13 protein-coding genes are annotated in these 16509 nt (G+C 64.7%); 7 read left to right on the top strand and 6 right to left on the bottom strand.

Annotation, left to right across the window (positions count from 1 at the left end; genetic code table 11):
• Nucleotides 1-577: 577 nt before the first annotated feature.
• Complete coding sequence (locus KVG96_RS15675; protein WP_217892948.1) at nucleotides 578-1312, bottom strand: phosphoadenylyl-sulfate reductase; 735 nt, start codon at nucleotides 1310-1312, stop codon at nucleotides 578-580.
• A 164-nt stretch (nucleotides 1313-1476) separates the two neighbouring features.
• Here KVG96_RS15675 and thrH point away from each other — a divergent pair, with 164 nt between their 5' ends.
• Complete coding sequence (gene thrH, locus KVG96_RS15670; RefSeq protein WP_217892947.1) at nucleotides 1477-2094, top strand: bifunctional phosphoserine phosphatase/homoserine phosphotransferase ThrH; 618 nt, start codon at nucleotides 1477-1479, stop codon at nucleotides 2092-2094.
• A gap of 41 nt (nucleotides 2095-2135) precedes the next feature.
• Here the strand turns inward: thrH and pabB are convergent, their stop codons facing one another.
• The 4 genes from pabB to rloA all read right to left on the bottom strand — a co-directional run bounded on the left by pabB (nucleotide 2136) and on the right by rloA (nucleotide 6688).
• The gene (gene pabB / locus KVG96_RS15665) at nucleotides 2136-3479 is read right to left on the bottom strand and encodes an aminodeoxychorismate synthase component I (RefSeq protein WP_217892946.1); all 1344 of its coding nucleotides are present in this window, start codon (nucleotides 3477-3479) and stop codon (nucleotides 2136-2138) included.
• Between the two features lie 145 nt (nucleotides 3480-3624).
• Entirely contained in the window at nucleotides 3625-4611 is a 987-nt protein-coding gene (locus KVG96_RS15660) for an alpha-L-glutamate ligase-like protein (RefSeq protein WP_217892945.1), read from the bottom strand.
• Nucleotides 4611-6146 carry an osmotic stress tolerance membrane protein RloB gene (rloB, locus tag KVG96_RS15655; RefSeq protein ID WP_217892944.1) on the bottom strand — a complete coding sequence of 512 codons (1536 nt, stop codon included), beginning with the start codon at nucleotides 6144-6146 and terminating at the stop codon, nucleotides 4611-4613. Before rloB ends, KVG96_RS15660 begins: the two co-directional genes overlap by 1 nt.
• Nucleotides 6147-6151: 5 nt before the next feature.
• Nucleotides 6152-6688, bottom strand: coding sequence for a retropepsin-like aspartic peptidase RloA (rloA, locus tag KVG96_RS15650; RefSeq protein WP_217892943.1), 537 nt, complete (start codon nucleotides 6686-6688; stop codon nucleotides 6152-6154).
• A gap of 297 nt (nucleotides 6689-6985) precedes the next feature.
• On the opposite strand from rloA, the gene KVG96_RS15645 reads away from it, so the two are divergent.
• From KVG96_RS15645 to prpD, 6 genes are all read left to right on the top strand, one after another.
• Complete coding sequence (locus KVG96_RS15645; RefSeq protein WP_085631342.1) at nucleotides 6986-7708, top strand: GntR family transcriptional regulator; 723 nt, start codon at nucleotides 6986-6988, stop codon at nucleotides 7706-7708.
• Entirely contained in the window at nucleotides 7705-8598 is an 894-nt protein-coding gene (prpB, locus tag KVG96_RS15640) for a methylisocitrate lyase (protein ID WP_217892942.1), read from the top strand. The genes KVG96_RS15645 and prpB overlap by 4 nt, the downstream gene beginning before the upstream one ends.
• 74 nt (nucleotides 8599-8672) lie before the next feature.
• Complete coding sequence (prpC, locus tag KVG96_RS15635) at nucleotides 8673-9800, top strand: bifunctional 2-methylcitrate synthase/citrate synthase (protein WP_217892941.1); 1128 nt, start codon at nucleotides 8673-8675, stop codon at nucleotides 9798-9800.
• A 204-nt stretch (nucleotides 9801-10004) separates the two neighbouring features.
• Nucleotides 10005-12614 (top strand): Fe/S-dependent 2-methylisocitrate dehydratase AcnD, encoded by a 2610-nt coding sequence (acnD, locus tag KVG96_RS15630; protein WP_217892940.1) that lies wholly within the window; start codon nucleotides 10005-10007, stop codon nucleotides 12612-12614.
• Between the two features lie 54 nt (nucleotides 12615-12668).
• Entirely contained in the window at nucleotides 12669-13859 is a 1191-nt protein-coding gene (gene prpF / locus KVG96_RS15625) for a 2-methylaconitate cis-trans isomerase PrpF (protein ID WP_217892939.1), read from the top strand.
• 179 nt (nucleotides 13860-14038) lie between these two features.
• On the top strand, nucleotides 14039-15523 hold the full coding sequence (prpD, locus tag KVG96_RS15620) for a 2-methylcitrate dehydratase (RefSeq protein ID WP_217892938.1): 1485 nt from the start codon (nucleotides 14039-14041) through the stop codon (nucleotides 15521-15523).
• A 122-nt stretch (nucleotides 15524-15645) separates the two neighbouring features.
• On the opposite strand, the gene ppsR is transcribed toward prpD, so the two are convergent.
• Nucleotides 15646-16464 (bottom strand): posphoenolpyruvate synthetase regulatory kinase/phosphorylase PpsR, encoded by an 819-nt coding sequence (gene ppsR, locus KVG96_RS15615; RefSeq protein WP_085577606.1) that lies wholly within the window; start codon nucleotides 16462-16464, stop codon nucleotides 15646-15648.
• Between the last annotated feature and the right edge of the window lie 45 nt (nucleotides 16465-16509).

The following is a 16509-nucleotide window of genomic DNA, read 5'->3' as shown; positions in this document are numbered from 1 at the left end:
CGTTGGGGCTCGACAAATCTTCGTCGCGGCCAGTGAGGCATCACTGGTGATGGGGCGTCTGCAGCCTGTACGGGATAGGGCGCTTCAGGCGTGCGGATCGAAAGTGTGTGTATGTCTTGAATAGTTTTGTATACAAAACATGCATGCACTTAAGCCAGATGCGTGCCAGTCGCAGATCTATGCGCGGCGTCGCTCATTTCGAAAAGTTATCGATGCGCGATAAGTGACTGAAATGGAGGCGATATAAATTGACCGTTTGAACAGGTAAATTTTTTCGCCGGGGATTTTGAGGGGGAATGGAAGGAGGGCGGTGAAGCGTCGGGTGTAACTTTTCAGGGCGCGGAAACGAAAAGTGCACACATAAATGGCACGGATGGTGACATTCATGTGTACACATTTTGGCTGGTGCAGTTCGGCAGGAGCTGGCTTGCCAGCGATTGGGTCGCTAAGGCCGGCATCTCCGGTGGCTGACAGGCCGCTATCGCTAGCAAGCTAGCTCACACAGATATCGCGGATGTACTCGGGATCGGCCGCCACCCCCAAACCACTGTGGGAGCCAGCGTGCCGGCGAAAGGCGTTACGCCTTGCTGATGATGTTCCCCGCGTGCAGCCCGCATTCCTTTTGGGTCGCTTCCTCCCACCACCAGCGGCCTTCGCGCTCGTGCTGGTTCGGCAGCACGGGGCGGGTGCAGGGCTCGCAGCCGATGCTGATGAAGCCGCGCTCGTGCAGGCTGTTGTAGGGCAGTTCCAGCATGCGGATGTAGCCCCAGATCTCCTCGCTGGTCATCTGCGCCAGCGGGTTGAACTTGTACAGGACGCGCTCCGGTGTGGAGAAGGCCGAGTCGATCTCCATGACCGCCACTGCACTGCGGGTGCCGGGGCTCTGGTCTCGGCGCTGGCCGGTGGCCCAGGCCTTGACGCCGGACAGCTTGCGCCGCAGCGGTTCGATCTTGCGGATGCCGCAGCACTCGCCGTGGCCGTCCTTGTAGAAGCTGAACAGGCCTTTTTCCTTCACGAACGGTTCCAGTTTCGTGTAGTCCGGCGAGACGATGTCGATGTCGATCTTGTAGAAGTCGCGCACCTGATCGATGAAGCGGTAGGTCTCCGGGTGAAGGCGGCCGGTGTCGAGGCTGAACACCTTGACGTTCTTGTTCAGCTTCCAGGCCATGTCCACCAGCACCACGTCCTCGGCGCCGCTGAAGGATATCCACAGGTCGTCGCCGAACTCGGCGAAGGCGAGCTTCAGGATGTCCTGCGGGGATTTGCTGGCATAGGTCGTGGCGAGTTCCACGATGTCGAACGTTGCACTCATCAGGGCGGCTTCCTACAGGTCGGTGGCGCTGGGCGCTCTATGTGGCGCCGATGGTAACAAAAAGCGCGGCCCGCCGGGGCGCGCTCTGCGTTGCGCGGCCGGGGGCGAGCGGCTAGAGTTCGGGGTCGCTCGGCCCGATAAACATTAAAAAACGGAGTGTCGTCGTGGAAATTGCCTGTCTTGATCTTGAAGGGGTGCTGGTGCCGGAAATCTGGATCGCCTTCGCCGAAAAAACCGGTATCGAATCGCTCAAGGCCACCACCCGGGACATCCCCGACTATGACGTGCTGATGAAGCAACGCCTGCGGATCCTCGACGAGCATGGCCTCAAGCTCTCGGACATCCAGGAAGTGATCGCCACCCTCAAGCCGCTGGAAGGCGCGGCGGAATTCGTCGACTGGCTGCGCGAGCGTTTCCAGGTGGTGATCCTGTCGGACACCTTCTATGAGTTTTCCCAGCCGCTGATGCGTCAGCTGGGCTTCCCGACTTTGCTCTGCCACCGTCTGGTCACCGACGACAGCGGGCGGGTCACCGGCTACCAGTTGCGTCAGAAAGATCCCAAGCGCCAGTCGGTGCTGGCCTTCAAGAGCCTGTATTACCGGGTGATCGCCGCCGGCGATTCCTACAACGACACCAGCATGCTGGGTGAGGCGGACGCGGGGATCCTGTTCCATGCGCCGGACAACGTCATCCGCGAGTTCCCTCAGTTCCCGGCGGTGCACAGCTTTGCCGAACTGAAGCAGGAGTTCCTCAAGGCGTCGAACCGGGACTTGAGCCTGTAAGGCCTATTGTGGCGAGGGAGCTTGCTCCCTCGCCACACCGCTCAGAGGCTCTGCAAGGTATCGAGCAGGACCTTCACCTTGGTGATCGACTCCTGGTATTCCGCCTGCCAGTCCGAGTCGGCGACGATCCCGCCGCCGCCCCAGCAGCACACCTGCCCGTCCTTGACCAGCAGGCTGCGGATGGCGATGGAACTGTCCATCTCGCCGCGCACGTCCAGATACAGCAACGAGCCGCAGTACAGGCCGCGCCGGGTCGGTTCCAGTTCGTCGATGATCTGCATCGAGCGGATCTTCGGCGCGCCGGTGATCGAACCGCCGGGGAAGCTGCCGGCGATCAGGTCCAGCGCATCGCGGCCGTCCGCCAGCTCGCCGGTCACGCTGCTGACCAGGTGGTGCACATTCGGATAGCTTTCCAGGCTGAACAGCTCCGGCACCCGCACCGACCCGGTGCGGCAGGTGCGGCCCAGGTCGTTGCGCAGCAGGTCGACGATCATCAGGTTTTCTGCGCGGTCCTTGGGGCTGGCCAGCAGTTCGGCGGCATTGGCGGCATCTTCGGCCGGGGTCGCGCCGCGGGGGCGGGTGCCCTTGATCGGCCGGGTCTCCACCTGACGCTGGCTGACCTTGACGAAGCGCTCCGGCGACAGGCTCAGTACCGCACCGCCGTCGGGCAGGCGCTGGAAGCCGGAAAACGGTGTCGGGCAGGCTGCGCGCAACGCCTTGTACGCCAGCCATGGATCGCCTTCGCACGGGGCGCGGAAGCGCTGGGCGAAGTTGACCTGATAGCAGTCGCCGGCCTGGATGTACTGTTGGATGCGCTCGAACGCCTGGCGGTATTGGTCGGCCGAGAGGTCGGCCGCCATCGGCGACTGCAGGCCGAAAGGCGTGTCTGCCGCGCTCGCCGGCCGGCTGAACAGCTCGATCAGGCGTTGCCTTTCGCTGTCGCCCAGCGACGGATGGAACACCAGTTGGCTGGTGGCCGCCAGGTGATCGCTGATCAAGGCCCAGTCGTACAGGCCGAAGCGTGCGTCGGGCAATTGCAGGTCGTCCAGGGCCTGGCTCGGCAGGTTCTCCAGGTGCCGGCCGAAGTCGTAGCTCAGGTAGCCGATCAGGCCGCCGGCGAACGGCAGTTCGCTGCCGTCGGGCAATGCGGCGTCGCCCAGGCGCGTCAGCTGGCTGCGCAGGCGTTGCAGGAAGCGCTCGCCGCTTTCGTCCGGCAACACCGCCAGTTGCTCCAACGGCCAGGCGCTGAGCAGGTCGAAGCGGCCGCGGTCGGCGCTCGGGCGGCCGCTGTCGAGCAGCACGGCGCCGGGGGCGTGGCGGACAGCCGCGAAGTAGTCGGCGGGATCGGCGCGGTAGGGCAGCGGGTGTACGGAACAGGTCGGCATGGGCGGGGCAAATCGGCCATCGAGGCGGGGTGGGGATTGTAGTCCCCTCAGGGGTTCGCTCCTAGAGGGGATGTCGGGAAGAGGCAAATGGCGAACGGTTGCCATGACCCTGTGGCGAGTGAGCTTGCTCCCTCGCCACAGGGGGTCAGCCCTCGACCGCCGGGATGTGCCCGAACATTTCCTGGGTGAACGCCACGCGCTCGGCCACCGACTCGGTGATGCCCCGGGCCTTCAACTGCTCCAGGTGTGCCTCGACCGCATGGGTGCGCGACGTCAGCCCGCAATCGTTGGCGATCTGGATGTTCAGCCCCGGCCGGGCGTTGAGCTCCAGGATCAACGGGCCCTTGTCCTGGTCCAGCACCATGTCCACGCCGATGTAGCCCAGGCCGCACAGTTCGTAGCAGCCGGCGGCCAGCTTCATGAAGCCGTCCCAGTAGGGCAGCTGCACGCCGTCCACCGCGTTGGTGGTGTCCGGGTGCTTGCTGATGAAGTTGTTCAGCCAGGTGCCGCGCAGGGTCAGGCCGGTGGCCAGGTCGACGCCGACGCCGATGGCGCCCTGGTGCAGGTTGGCCTTGCCGTTGGACTGGCGGGTCGGCAGGCGCAGCATGGCCATCACCGGGTAGCCCATCAGCACGATGATGCGGATGTCCGGCACGCCTTCGTAGCTGATGCTGCGGAAGATCTGGTCCGGGGTCACCCGGTACTCGATCAGCGCGCGGTCGCGGTGGCCGCCCAGGGAATACAGGCCGGTGAGGATGCTGGAGATGTGGTGCTCGATCTCCTCGTGGCTGATGATCTTGCCCGACACCGTGCGGTAGCGGCCCTCGAAGCGGTCGGCGACCACGATGATGCCGTCGCCGCCGGCGCCCTGGGCCGGCTTGATCACGAAATCGTTGCGCCCGCCGATGATCTCGCCGAGCTTGTCGATTTCCTTCTCGGTGGAGATCACGCCATACAGTTCCGGCACATGGATGCCGGCCTGGAGCGCGCGTTCCTTGGTGATGATCTTGTCATCGACGATCGGGTACAGGCTGCGCTTGTTGTACTTGAGCACGTAGTCCGCGTTGCGCCGGTTGATGCCCATGATGCCGCGGGCTTCCAGGGCCTTCCAGGTCTTCCAGAAACCGAACATCAGGCGTCAGCCTTCTTCAGGAAAGCCTTGAAGCGCACCAGTTCGGTCAGGCGGTAGCCGCGGTAGCGACCCATGGCCAGCATGAAGCCCACCAGGATCAGCAGCACCGCCGGGAAGGTGAACACGAAGTACACCAGCTCCGGCACGGTCATGATCAGGTGCGCCAGGGACGCGGCGAACAGTGTGCCGATGGCCACTTTCATGGCGTGGCTGGCGCCGCGCTCTTCCCAGGTGATCGACAGGCGTTCGATGGTCATGGTCAGGATCACCATCGGGAACAGCGCCACCGACAGCCCGCGCTCAAGCCCCAGCTTGTGGCTGAACAGGCTGATGGCGGCGATCAGCACCACCACGAAGGTCAGCACCACCGACAGGCGCGGCAGCATCTGCAGTTTGAGGTGCTCCAGGTACGAGCGCAGCGACAGGCCCAGCGCCGTGATCACGGTGAACAGCAGGATGCCGAAGCCCAACTGCGTCTCGCGAAAGGCCAGGGCGATCAGCACCGGGGTGAACGTGCCCAGGGTCTGCAGGCCGATCAGGTTGCGCAGGATCAGGATCACCAGCACGCCGATCGGGATCATCACCATGATCATGAAGGTTTGCTGGGTCTGCAGCGGCAGGCCGTACAGCGAGTATTCGAGGAAGTTGGCGTCGGTGTTCTCGTCGGTCAGCTTGGCCAGGCGGATGGCGTTCATCTCGCTGTTGTTCAGGCTGAAGGTCACGTTGGCCTTCTTGCCGCCGTCGACGGTGATCAGGTTCTCGTCGCCGATCCACCACAGCAGGCGGTCGGTGGGCAGGCCCTGTTCGCCGGTTTCCGGGTTGAAGTACAGCCAGTCGGTGCCGTTGAAGCTGCGCAGCCACAGTTCAGGCATTTGCGGCTGGTCGGCCACCAGGCGGATGGTGTGCACCTTTTCCACCGGCACGTGGGCGATGGACAGCAGCAGCTCGACGATTTTGGCCTTGTGCGCGGTGGACGGATCGCCCGCCAGCAGCAGTTTCACGTTGTCGTCGTTGACGTTGTTGACCCGCTTGATCGCCTCGCCGATGAAGGTCTCGACGTCGGCCGAGTGCTGGCGGATCGGCGCGAGCAGGGCTTCGGCGGCGATCTTCTCCGGGCCTTCGATGGCCATGCTGTCGCGGAAGGTCGGGCCCTTGACCTTGGATTTTTCGGCGGTGTAGCGCTTGGTCAGCACCAGGCGGTAGTAGAGGGTCTGGTTGCCCTTGGCCCGGCGCGCCGACCAGGTGACCTTGCGGTTGCCGTCGATGCGGTTGACCGCCACCCCGTAGTTGTTGGAGATGAAGCTCTCATTGAGGCTGACGTAGTCGCGGCTCAAGGGCGGCACGAACATCTGGATCTTGACCGGATCCTTGGTGCTGGCGACGAACTCGACCTTGGCGTCGATGTTCCACAGGTCGTCGGTGGCGTCTTCGGTGACCGGGATGCCGAGCACGAAAATCTGATAGGCCGTGACCGAGACGCCCAGCAGCACGAGGACGGCGATCAGGACTTTCAGGTGGAAGGTAAGAGAACGCATTGAAATTACTCGGCGGTATGAGCGGCGATGGCGCAGGCGGGTTTGCCGGCAGCGTATTTAAGACTGGGATCGACCAGCGCGTCGAAGCGCTTGAGCGCTTCGGAGCCGATCAGAAGCGGGTATTGGAACGCACTGCGGTCGGTCAGGTTCACTTCGATGCTGCGCATCGCCGCGCCCATGCAGATGTCCAGCTCGATCACCGGGCGGGCGGTGTACTGCTTGCCCTCTTCGGGGTCGTAGTCGCCGGCGCGGCGCTTGATCTTGCTGACCCGGGCCAGCGGCCGTTCGATGGGGTGCGAATGCGCCTTGTCGATGGCCAGGTAGAAACGCACCCACGACTCGCCGTTGCGCTTGAAGCGCTTGATGTCGCGGGCGCTCAGCGAGGCGGTCTTGGCGCCGGTGTCGAGCTTGGCCGCGACTTCCAGGTTGATGCCGTCCAGCGCCGCGTACTCGTTGAGGCCGTACACGGTCTTCTCCCCGGCGGCGGCAAGGCCGGGCAAGCAGAACAGCGCGAAGAATGTGGGGAAGGGCTTGAGTCTCATAAATCCTGGCGAGCAGCGTTCCGTTCTCGGTTCAGGGCCACGGCATCAGGAGATCCTGTCTGCCCGTGCGCCTTCGTGTGCCTATCAGCTTTTTATGACAAGCCGTGCGAATGACCCGCAAATGCGGGCGGCATTCTAGCACGACGCATTTATGGCGCCAGCGCCGGGGGCGGTCTATAACCCATGGGGCTGGAATCGGGAGTTATTAGACGATTGTCGACAATGTCTATTTATCCTTTGACTGATGCGGGCTAATTGGCTAGTTTTTGCCGCATTGGAAAACAAGGTGTCGACAATATGCTGGATCAACTCGATCCTCCGGTCGCCAGCGGCGACGATTCGGAAACGCTCTCGGAAAACGTCTTCCGGCGCATCCAGGCCGCCATCGTCAAGGGGGAGATCGCCCCCGGCAGCAAGATCTCCGAGCCTGAGCTGGCGCGCACCTACGGCATCAGCCGCGGCCCGCTGCGCGAGGCCATCCATCGCCTGGAAGGCCAGCGCCTGCTGGTGCGGGTGCCGCACGTCGGGGCGCGGGTGGTGTCGCTGAGCCACGCCGAACTGCTGGAGCTCTACGAGATCCGCGAATCCCTCGAAGGCATGGCGTGCCGCCTGGCGGCCGAACGCATGAGCAGCGAAGAGATCGACGAACTGCGCCAGGTGCTGGAGACCCACGAGCGCGACGCGGCGTTCCAGGCCGGGCTCGGCTACTACCAGCAGGAAGGCGATTTCGACTTCCACTACCGGATCATCCAGGGCAGCGGCAACCGCACCCTGACCCAGATGCTCTGCGGCGAGCTCTACCAACTGGTGCGCATGTACCGCATCCAGTTCTCCACCACGCCCAACCGTCCGCGCCAGGCCTTTGCCGAACACCACCGGATTCTCGACGCCATCGCCGACCGTGACGGCGAACTGGCCGAACTGTTGATGCGCCGCCACATCGGCGCCTCCAAACGCAACATCGCCCGTCACTACCAGGACGGCGCCAACCCGACAGCCACTGAACGAGGTGAGTCATGAGTTCCAACCAGAACACTCCAGGCCAGCGTTTTCGCGACGCGGTCGCCAGCGAGCATCCGCTGCAAGTGGTCGGCGCGATCAACGCCAACCATGCGCTGCTGGCCAAGCGCGCCGGCTTCAAGGCGATCTACCTGTCCGGCGGCGGGGTGGCCGCCGGCTCCCTCGGCGTGCCGGACCTGGGCATCACCGGCCTGGATGACGTGCTGACCGACGTGCGCCGCATCACCGACGTCTGCGACCTGCCGCTGCTGGTGGACGTGGACACCGGCTTCGGCGCCTCGGCGTTCAACGTCGCGCGCACCGTCAAGTCGATGATCAAGTTCGGCGCCGCCGCCCTCCACATCGAAGACCAGGTCGGCGCCAAACGCTGCGGCCACCGTCCGAACAAAGAGATCGTCACCCAGCAGGAAATGGTCGACCGCATCAAGGCCGCCGTCGACGCCCGCACCGACGACAGCTTCGTGATCATGGCCCGCACCGACGCCCTGGCCGTCGAAGGCCTGGAGTCCGCACTGGACCGCGCTGCGGCGTGCATCGAGGCCGGCGCCGACATGATCTTCCCGGAAGCCATCACCGAACTCGAGATGTACAAGCTGTTCGCCAGCCGCGTGAAAGCGCCGATCCTGGCCAACATCACCGAATTCGGCTCGACGCCGCTCTACACCACCGAGCAACTGGCCGGCGCCGACGTGTCGCTGGTGCTGTACCCGCTGTCGGCGTTCCGCGCCATGAACAAGGCGGCCGAAAACGTCTACACCGCGATCCGCCGCGACGGCACCCAGCAGAACGTCATCGACACCATGCAGACGCGCATGGAGCTCTACGACCGCATCGATTACCACACCTTCGAGCAGAAGCTCGACGCGCTGTTCGCGCAGAAGAAAGGCTGAACCAGATCCTGCGGGGGCGGGCAGGCCCGCTCCCGCAAGTTTCCCAGACAAATTCAAGAAGATTGGAGACAGCAATGGCCGAAGCAAAAGTACTCAGCGGCGCCGGGCTCCGGGGCCAGGTCGCCGGGCAGACCGCACTGTCCACCGTGGGCCAGGCCGGTGCCGGCCTGACCTACCGCGGCTATGACGTGCGTGAACTGGCGGCGGATGCGCAATTCGAAGAAGTGGCGTACCTGCTGCTCTATGGAGAACTGCCGACCCAGGCCCAGCTCGCCGACTACCAAGGCAAGCTGAGCAAGCTGCGCGACCTGCCGCAGGCGCTCAAGGAAGTGCTCGAACGCATTCCCGCCGACGCCCACCCGATGGATGTGATGCGCACCGGTTGCTCGTTCCTGGGCAACATCGAGCCGGAGAAGGACTTCTCCGAGCAGCGCGACAAGACCGACCGCCTGCTGGCCGCGTTCCCGGCGATCATGTGCTACTGGTACCGCTACAGCCACGACGGCAAGCGCATCGACTGCGTGAGCGACGAGCCGTCCATCGGCGGCCACTTCCTGCACCTGCTGCACGGCAAGAAGCCGAGCGAGCTGCACGTCAAGGTGATGAACGTCTCGCTGATCCTCTACGCCGAGCACGAATTCAACGCCTCGACCTTCACCGCCCGCGTGTGCGCCTCGACCCTGTCGGACCTGTATTCCTGCGTGACGGCGGCCATCGGCTCCCTGCGCGGCCCGCTGCACGGCGGCGCGAACGAAGCGGCGATGGACATGATCGAGCGTTTTTCGTCGCCCGAAGAGGCGATCAAAGGCACCCTCGGCATGCTCGAGCGCAAGGACAAGATCATGGGCTTCGGCCACGCGATCTATAAGGACAGCGACCCGCGCAACGAGGTGATCAAGGGCTGGTCGAAGAAGCTCGCCGACGAAGTGGGCGACAAGGTGCTGTTCCCGGTCTCCGAGGCCATCGACAAGACCATGTGGGAGCAGAAGAAGCTGTTCCCCAACGCCGACTTCTACCATGCCTCGGCGTACCACTTCATGGGCATCCCGACCAAGCTGTTCACCCCGATCTTCGTCTGCTCGCGCCTGACCGGCTGGGCGGCGCACGTGTTCGAGCAGCGCGCCAACAACCGCATCATCCGACCGAGCGCCGAGTACACCGGCGTCGAACAGCGCAAGTTCGTGCCAATCGAACGTCGCTGAATGGTGATGGCTGAACACTGATCCAGAGGTTCACCGAGGCCCCTGTGGGAGCTGGCTTGCCAGCGATGACTGAGCCACATCCAACATCGATGTCGACTGACCCACCGCTATCGCTGGCAAGCCAGCTCCCACAGGGTTTGGTTTGAATTTCAAGATCAGTGTCCAGCTCACCCTTTGAAACTACCGTGCCCCGAGTCCTGACCGATGAACACACAATTTCGTAAACCGCTCCCCGGCACCGCCCTGGACTACTTCGATGTCCGCGCCGCGGTCGAGGCGATCCAGCCCGGCAGCTTCGACACCCTGCCGTACACCTCCCGGGTGCTGGCGGAAAACCTGGTGCGCCGCTGCGACCCGGCCACGCTCACCGATTCGCTCAAGCAACTGATCGAGCGCAAGCGCGATCTCGACTTCCCGTGGTTCCCGGCCCGCGTGGTGTGCCACGACATCCTCGGCCAGACCGCGCTGGTGGACCTGGCCGGCCTGCGCGACGCGATCGCCCGGCAGGGCGGCGACCCGGCGCAGGTCAACCCGGTGGTGCCGACCCAACTGATCGTCGACCACTCGCTGGCGGTGGAGGCGGGCGGGTTCGACGCCCAGGCGTTCGAGAAGAACCGCGCCATCGAAGACCGCCGCAACGAAGACCGTTTCCACTTCATCAACTGGACCAAGAAGGCGTTCAAGAACGTCGACGTGATCCCGCCGGGCAACGGCATCATGCACCAGATCAACCTGGAGAAAATGTCCCCGGTGATTCAGGTGCGCCCCGATGAAAACGGAAAGCGCGTGGCGTTTCCCGACACCTGCGTCGGCACCGACAGCCACACCCCGCACGTCGATGCGCTGGGCGTGATCGCCATCGGCGTGGGCGGCCTTGAGGCCGAAAGCGTGATGCTCGGCCGCGCCTCGTGGATGCGCCTGCCGGAAAGCGTCGGCGTCGAACTGACCGGCAAGCTGCAGCCGGGCATCACCGCCACCGACATGGTGCTGGCGCTGACCGAATACCTGCGCAAGCAGAAGGTCGTCGGCGCGTGGCTGGAGTTCTTCGGCGAGGGCGCTTCGGCCCTGACCCTGGGCGACCGCGCAACCATTTCCAACATGGCCCCGGAATACGGCGCCACGGCGGCGATGTTCTACATCGACCGGCAGACCATCGACTACCTCAAGCTCACCGGCCGCGACGACGAGCAGGTGCAACTGGTCGAGAACTACGCCCGCACCACCGGCCTGTGGGCCGACAGCCTCAAGGGCGCGCAATACGAGCGCAGCCTGAGCTTCGACCTGTCTTCGGTGGTGCGCAACATGGCCGGCCCGAGCAACCCCCACGCCCGCGTGGCGGTGGCGGACCTGGCGGCCAAGGGCATCTCCGGGCAGTGGGACGACGTGCCGGGGCAAATGCCCGACGGCGCGGTGATCATCGCCGCCATCACTAGTTGCACCAACACCAGCAACCCGCGCAACGTGATCGCCGCCGGCCTGCTGGCGCGCAACGCCAACCGGCTGGGGCTGACCCGCAAGCCGTGGGTCAAGTCGTCGCTGGCGCCGGGCTCCAAGACCGTGGCGCTGTACCTGGAGGAAGCGGGGCTGGGCAAGGAGCTGGAGCAGCTCGGCTTCGGCGTCGTGGCGTTCGCCTGCACCACCTGCAACGGCATGTCCGGTGCGCTGGATCCGGTGATCCAGCAGGAAATCATCGACCGTGACCTGTACGCCACCGCCGTGCTCTCGGGCAACCGCAACTTCGACGGGCGGATCCACCCGTACGCCAAGCAGGCATTCCTCGCCTCGCCGCCGCTGGTGGTCGCGTATGCCATCGCCGGCACCATCCGTTTCGACATCGAGAAAGACGTGCTGGGCGTGGCCGACGGCAAGGAAATCCGTCTGAAGGACATCTGGCCGAGCGACGAAGAGATCGAAGCGGTGGTCAAGGCGGCGGTGAAGCCTGAGCAGTTCCGCCAGGTCTACATCCCGATGTTCGCGATCCACGAAGACACCGGCCCCAAGGTCGCGCCGCTGTACGACTGGCGCGAGATGAGCACCTACATCCGCCGTCCGCCGTACTGGGAAGGCGCGCTGGCCGGGGCCCGGCCGCTCAAGGGCATGCGCCCGCTGGCGGTGCTGCCGGACAACATCACCACCGACCACCTGTCGCCGTCCAACGCGATCATGCTCGACAGCGCCGCCGGCGAATACCTGGCGAAAATGGGCCTGCCGGAGGAGGACTTCAACTCCTACGCGACCCACCGCGGCGACCACCTCACCGCCCAGCGCGCGACCTTCGCCAACCCGAAACTGTTCAACGAAATGGTGCAGGAGAACGGCAAGGTCAAGCAGGGCTCGCTGGCCCGGGTGGAGCCGGAAGGCAAGGTGATGCGCATGTGGGAAGCCATCGAGACCTACATGGACCGCAAGCAGCCGCTGATCATCATCGCCGGCGCCGACTACGGCCAGGGCTCGTCCCGTGACTGGGCGGCCAAGGGCGTGCGGCTGGCCGGGGTCGAGGCGATCGTCGCCGAAGGCTTCGAGCGCATCCACCGCACCAACCTGGTGGGCATGGGCGTGCTGCCGCTGGAGTTCAAGCCGGGCACCGACCGCAAGACCCTGGGCATCGACGGCAGCGAGACCTACGACGTGATCGGCGACCGCACGCCGCGCGCCGACCTGACGCTGGTGATCCACCGCAAGAACGGCGAACGCGTCGAGGTGCCGGTGACCTGCCGCCTCGACACCGCCGAAGAAGTGTCGATCTACGAGGCCGGCGGCGTGCTGCAGCGCTTTGCCCAGGACTTCCTCGAAGAATCGGCGGTCGCCGTCTAATCCACGCTGTGCCGGCGCGGGCCAAACGGTCCGCGCCGGCGATTAAGGAGCACCATGGCTCACGCACCACAGATCAAGATCCCCGCCACCTACATGCGCGGCGGCACCAGCAAGGGCGTGTTCTTCAGCCTGCAGGACCTGCCCGAAGCGGCCCAGGTGCCGGGCCCGGCCCGCGATGCCTTGCTGCTGCGGGTGATCGGCAGCCCCGACCCCTACGAGAAACAGATCGACGGCATGGGCGGCGCGACGTCGAGCACCAGCAAGACCGTGATCCTGTCCAAGAGCATCAAGGCCGACCACGACGTCGATTACCTGTTCGGCCAGGTCGCCATCGACAAGCCGTTCGTGGACTGGAGCGGCAACTGCGGCAACCTGTCGGCGGCGGTCGGTTCGTTCGCCGTCAGCAACGGCCTGGTCGACCCCGACCGCATTCCCCGCAATGGCGTGGCGGTGGTGCGGGTGTGGCAGGCCAACATCGGCAAGACCATCATCGCCCACGTGCCGATCACCAACGGCGAAGTCCAGGAAACCGGTGACTTCGAGCTCGACGGCGTGACCTTTGCGGCGGCCGAAGTGCAGCTGGAGTTCATGGATCCGGCGGCGGAAGAAGAGGGCGGCGGCGGTTCGATGTTCCCCACCGGCAACCTGGTCGACGACCTGGAAGTGCCTGGCGTCGGCACCTTCAAGGCGACGATGATCAACGCCGGCATTCCGACGATTTTCGTCAACGCCGAGGACATCGGTTACAAGGGCACCGAACTGCAGGGCGCGATCAACGGCGACCCGAAGGCGTTGGCGATGTTCGAGACCATCCGCGCCCACGGTGCGCTGCGCATGGGCCTGATTTCCCGCCTCGAAGAAGCGGCCCAGCGCCAGCACACGCCGAAGGTGGCGTTCGTCGCACGGCCTGCGGATTACCTGGCGTCCAGCGGCAAGGCAGTGGCGGCCGAGGATGTCGATCTGCTGGTGCGCGCCTTGTCCATGGGCAAGCTGCACCACGCGATGATGGGCACGGCGGCCGTGGCCATCGGCACGGCGGCGGCGATCTCCGGGACGCTGGTGAACCTGGCGGCCGGCGGCACCGAGCGCAATTCCGTGCGCTTCGGCCATCCGTCCGGGACGCTGCGGGTCGGCGCCGAGGCGAGCCTGGAGAACGGCGAGTGGGTCGTGAAGAAAGCCATCATGAGCCGCAGCGCGCGGGTCTTGATGGAAGGTTTCGTCCGGGTGCCCGGCGACGCTTTCTGACCTGACCGGAGTGCCTGTGGAGGTGGTTGCTCGACAAAGCGGTGCGTCATTCAATCAGGTTTTTGACTGAACATCCGCCTTCGCGGGCTTGCCCGCGAAGGCGTCAGCCAAGGCACCGCCAGGCAGGATCAAGACAGTTGTCTGCCCCTCAACGAACCACTTCACGGAGTGAATCGACCATGAGCGCCAACGTCGACCAGAACAACCGCCCCGACTACGACCGTGTCCTGCAGGACATCGCCGACTACGTCCTCACCTTCAAGGCCGAATCCGCCGAAGCCCTCGACACCGCCCGCCACTGCCTGATGGACACCCTGGGCTGCGGCCTGCTGGCCTTGCGCTTTCCCGAGTGCACCAAGCATCTGGGCCCGCTCGTGGAGGGCACGGTCGTGCCGTTCGGCGCGCGGGTGCCGGGCACGCCGTATCGGCTCGATCCGGTGAAGGCCGCGTGGGACATAGGCTGCGCCGTGCGTTGGCTGGATTACAACGACACCTGGCTGGCCGCCGAATGGGGGCATCCGTCGGACAACCTCGGCGCCATCCTGGCGGTGGCCGATCACCTGTCGCAGCGGTGCCTGGCCCGGGGCGAGGCGCCGCTGGACATGCGTGCGGTGCTCGAAGCGATGATCATGGCCCATGAGATCCAGGGCGTGATCGCCCTGGAAAACTCGTTCAACCGCGTAGGGCTCGATCACGTCATCCTGGTGAAAGTCGCCTCCACCGCCGTCAGCGCAAAACTGATGGGCGCCAACCGCGAGCAGATGCTGTCGGCGCTGTCCCATGCCTTCGCCGACGGCCAGGCATTGCGCACCTACCGCCATGCGCCGAACGCCGGCTCGCGCAAGTCCTGGGCGGCGGGGGACGCGTCGAGCCGGGGCGTCCGGCTGGCCGACATCGCGATGCGCGGCGAGATGGGCATCCCCGGCGTGCTGAGCGCCCGGCAGTGGGGCTTCTACGACGTGTCGTTCAGCCACACCAACAACGATCTGGCGCTCAAGCCTGAAGACCGGCGCGCCTTCAGCCTCTCGCGGCCGTTCGGCAGTTATGTGATGGAGAACGTGCTGTTCAAGGTCAGTTTCCCTGCCGAGTTCCATGCGCAGACCGCCTGCGAAGCCGCCGTGACCCTGCATCCGCAGGTGCGCGACCGTCTGCGCGAGATCGACCGGATCGTCATCACCACCCACGAATCGGCGATCCGCATCATTTCCAAGGTCGGCCCTTTGGCCAACGCCGCCGACCGCGACCATTGCCTGCAATACATGACCGCCGTGCCGCTGGCGTTCGGCGACCTGGTGGCCGAGCACTACGAGGACGGCTTCCACGCGGCGCACCCGATCATCGATGAGCTGCGGGACAAGATGGTCATCGTCGAGGATCCGCGCTTCACCCGCGAGTACCTGGAGGCGGACAAGCGCTCCATCGCCAATGCGGTGCAGGTGTTCTTCAAGGACGGCACCCACACCGACAATGTGCGGGTGGAATACCCGATCGGCCACCGCCGGCGCCGGGCCGAAGGGATTCCCCTGCTGGAGGACAAGTTCAAGGCCAGCCTGGCGACGCGGTTCAGTGGGCAGCGGTGCGGGGAGATCGTTGCGTTGTGCCGGGATCAGGCGCGGCTGGAGGCGACGGCGGTGAACCGGTTTGTCGACCTGTGGGTGGTGTGAGGGCAGCTGCAAGCGGCAAGCCTTGAGCTGCAAGCAACACGTCACCCATCTCACTTGCCGCTCAAATCTTGCCGCTTACCGCTTACCGCTTACCGCTTGCAGCTTGCAGCTTGCAGCTAACCTTACTTGAAGCGCCGCTCGACGCCTTTCTCCACCAGGATCTTGGCCGAGATCTCTTCCACCGAGAAATGCGTGGAGTTGATGTGCGGGATGTTCTCGCGGCGGAACAGGTTTTCCACCTCGCGCACTTCGAACTCGCACTGGGCGTAGCTCGAATAGCGGCTGTTGGGCTTGCGCTCGTTGCGGATCGCGGTGAGGCGGTCCGGGTCGATGGTCAGGCCGAACAGCTTGTGCTGGTGGGCGCGCAGGGCGGCCGGCAGTTGCAGGCGCTCCATGTCGTCCTCGGTCAGCGGATAGTTGGCGGCGCGGATGCCGAACTGCATGGCCATGTACAGACACGTCGGCGTCTTGCCGCAGCGCGACACGCCCACTAGGATCAGGTCCGCCTTGTCGTAATAATGCGTGCGGGCGCCGTCGTCGTTGTCCAGGGCGAAGTTCACCGCCTCGATGCGCTCCATGTAGTTGGAGTTGTGGCCGATGGAGTGGGACTTGCCGACGGTGTAGGAAGAATGCTCGGTCAGTTCCTGTTCGAGCGGCGCCAGGAAGGTCGAGAAGATGTCGATCATGAAACCATTGGACGTGGCCAGGATCTCACGGATGTCCTGGTTGACGATGGTGTCGAAGATGATCGGCCGCAGGCCGTCCGCTTCGGCGGCCTTGTTGATTTGCTGTACCATGGCCCGCGCCTTTTCGACGGTGTCGATGTAGGGCCGCGTGAGTTTGCTGAAGGTAATGTTTTCGAACTGCGCCAGAAGGCTTTGACCCAGGGTTTCGGCGGTGATGCCGGTGCCATCGGAGATGAAGAAAGCGGATCGTTTCATGTGCACCCTGGACCTTAAGTGAGTGTCCTGCGTCATTCGCCACAC

It is taken from the genome of Pseudomonas ekonensis, from assembly GCF_019145435.1.
In the GTDB taxonomy this organism is placed as follows: Bacteria; Pseudomonadota; Gammaproteobacteria; order Pseudomonadales; family Pseudomonadaceae; genus Aquipseudomonas; species Aquipseudomonas ekonensis.
This window is presented reverse-complemented; position numbering and strand designations above follow the sequence as displayed.

What these genes read in the sequence shown, in the direction of transcription:
- KVG96_RS15675 (WP_217892948.1), bottom strand. Translation starts at nt 1,312, where the DNA reads ATGAGTGCAACGTTCGACATCGTGGAACTCGCCACGACCTATGCCAGC.
- pabB (WP_217892946.1), bottom strand. Translation starts at nt 3,479, where the DNA reads ATGCCGACCTGTTCCGTACACCCGCTGCCCTACCGCGCCGATCCCGCC.
- KVG96_RS15660 (WP_217892945.1), bottom strand. Translation starts at nt 4,611, where the DNA reads ATGTTCGGTTTCTGGAAGACCTGGAAGGCCCTGGAAGCCCGCGGCATC.
- rloB (WP_217892944.1), bottom strand. Translation starts at nt 6,146, where the DNA reads ATGCGTTCTCTTACCTTCCACCTGAAAGTCCTGATCGCCGTCCTCGTG.
- rloA (WP_217892943.1), bottom strand. Translation starts at nt 6,688, where the DNA reads ATGAGACTCAAGCCCTTCCCCACATTCTTCGCGCTGTTCTGCTTGCCC.
- KVG96_RS15645 (WP_085631342.1), top strand. Translation starts at nt 6,986, where the DNA reads ATGCTGGATCAACTCGATCCTCCGGTCGCCAGCGGCGACGATTCGGAA.
- prpB (WP_217892942.1), top strand. Translation starts at nt 7,705, where the DNA reads ATGAGTTCCAACCAGAACACTCCAGGCCAGCGTTTTCGCGACGCGGTC.
- prpC (WP_217892941.1), top strand. Translation starts at nt 8,673, where the DNA reads ATGGCCGAAGCAAAAGTACTCAGCGGCGCCGGGCTCCGGGGCCAGGTC.
- acnD (WP_217892940.1), top strand. Translation starts at nt 10,005, where the DNA reads ATGAACACACAATTTCGTAAACCGCTCCCCGGCACCGCCCTGGACTAC.
- prpF (WP_217892939.1), top strand. Translation starts at nt 12,669, where the DNA reads ATGGCTCACGCACCACAGATCAAGATCCCCGCCACCTACATGCGCGGC.
- prpD (WP_217892938.1), top strand. Translation starts at nt 14,039, where the DNA reads ATGAGCGCCAACGTCGACCAGAACAACCGCCCCGACTACGACCGTGTC.
- ppsR (WP_085577606.1), bottom strand. Translation starts at nt 16,464, where the DNA reads ATGAAACGATCCGCTTTCTTCATCTCCGATGGCACCGGCATCACCGCC.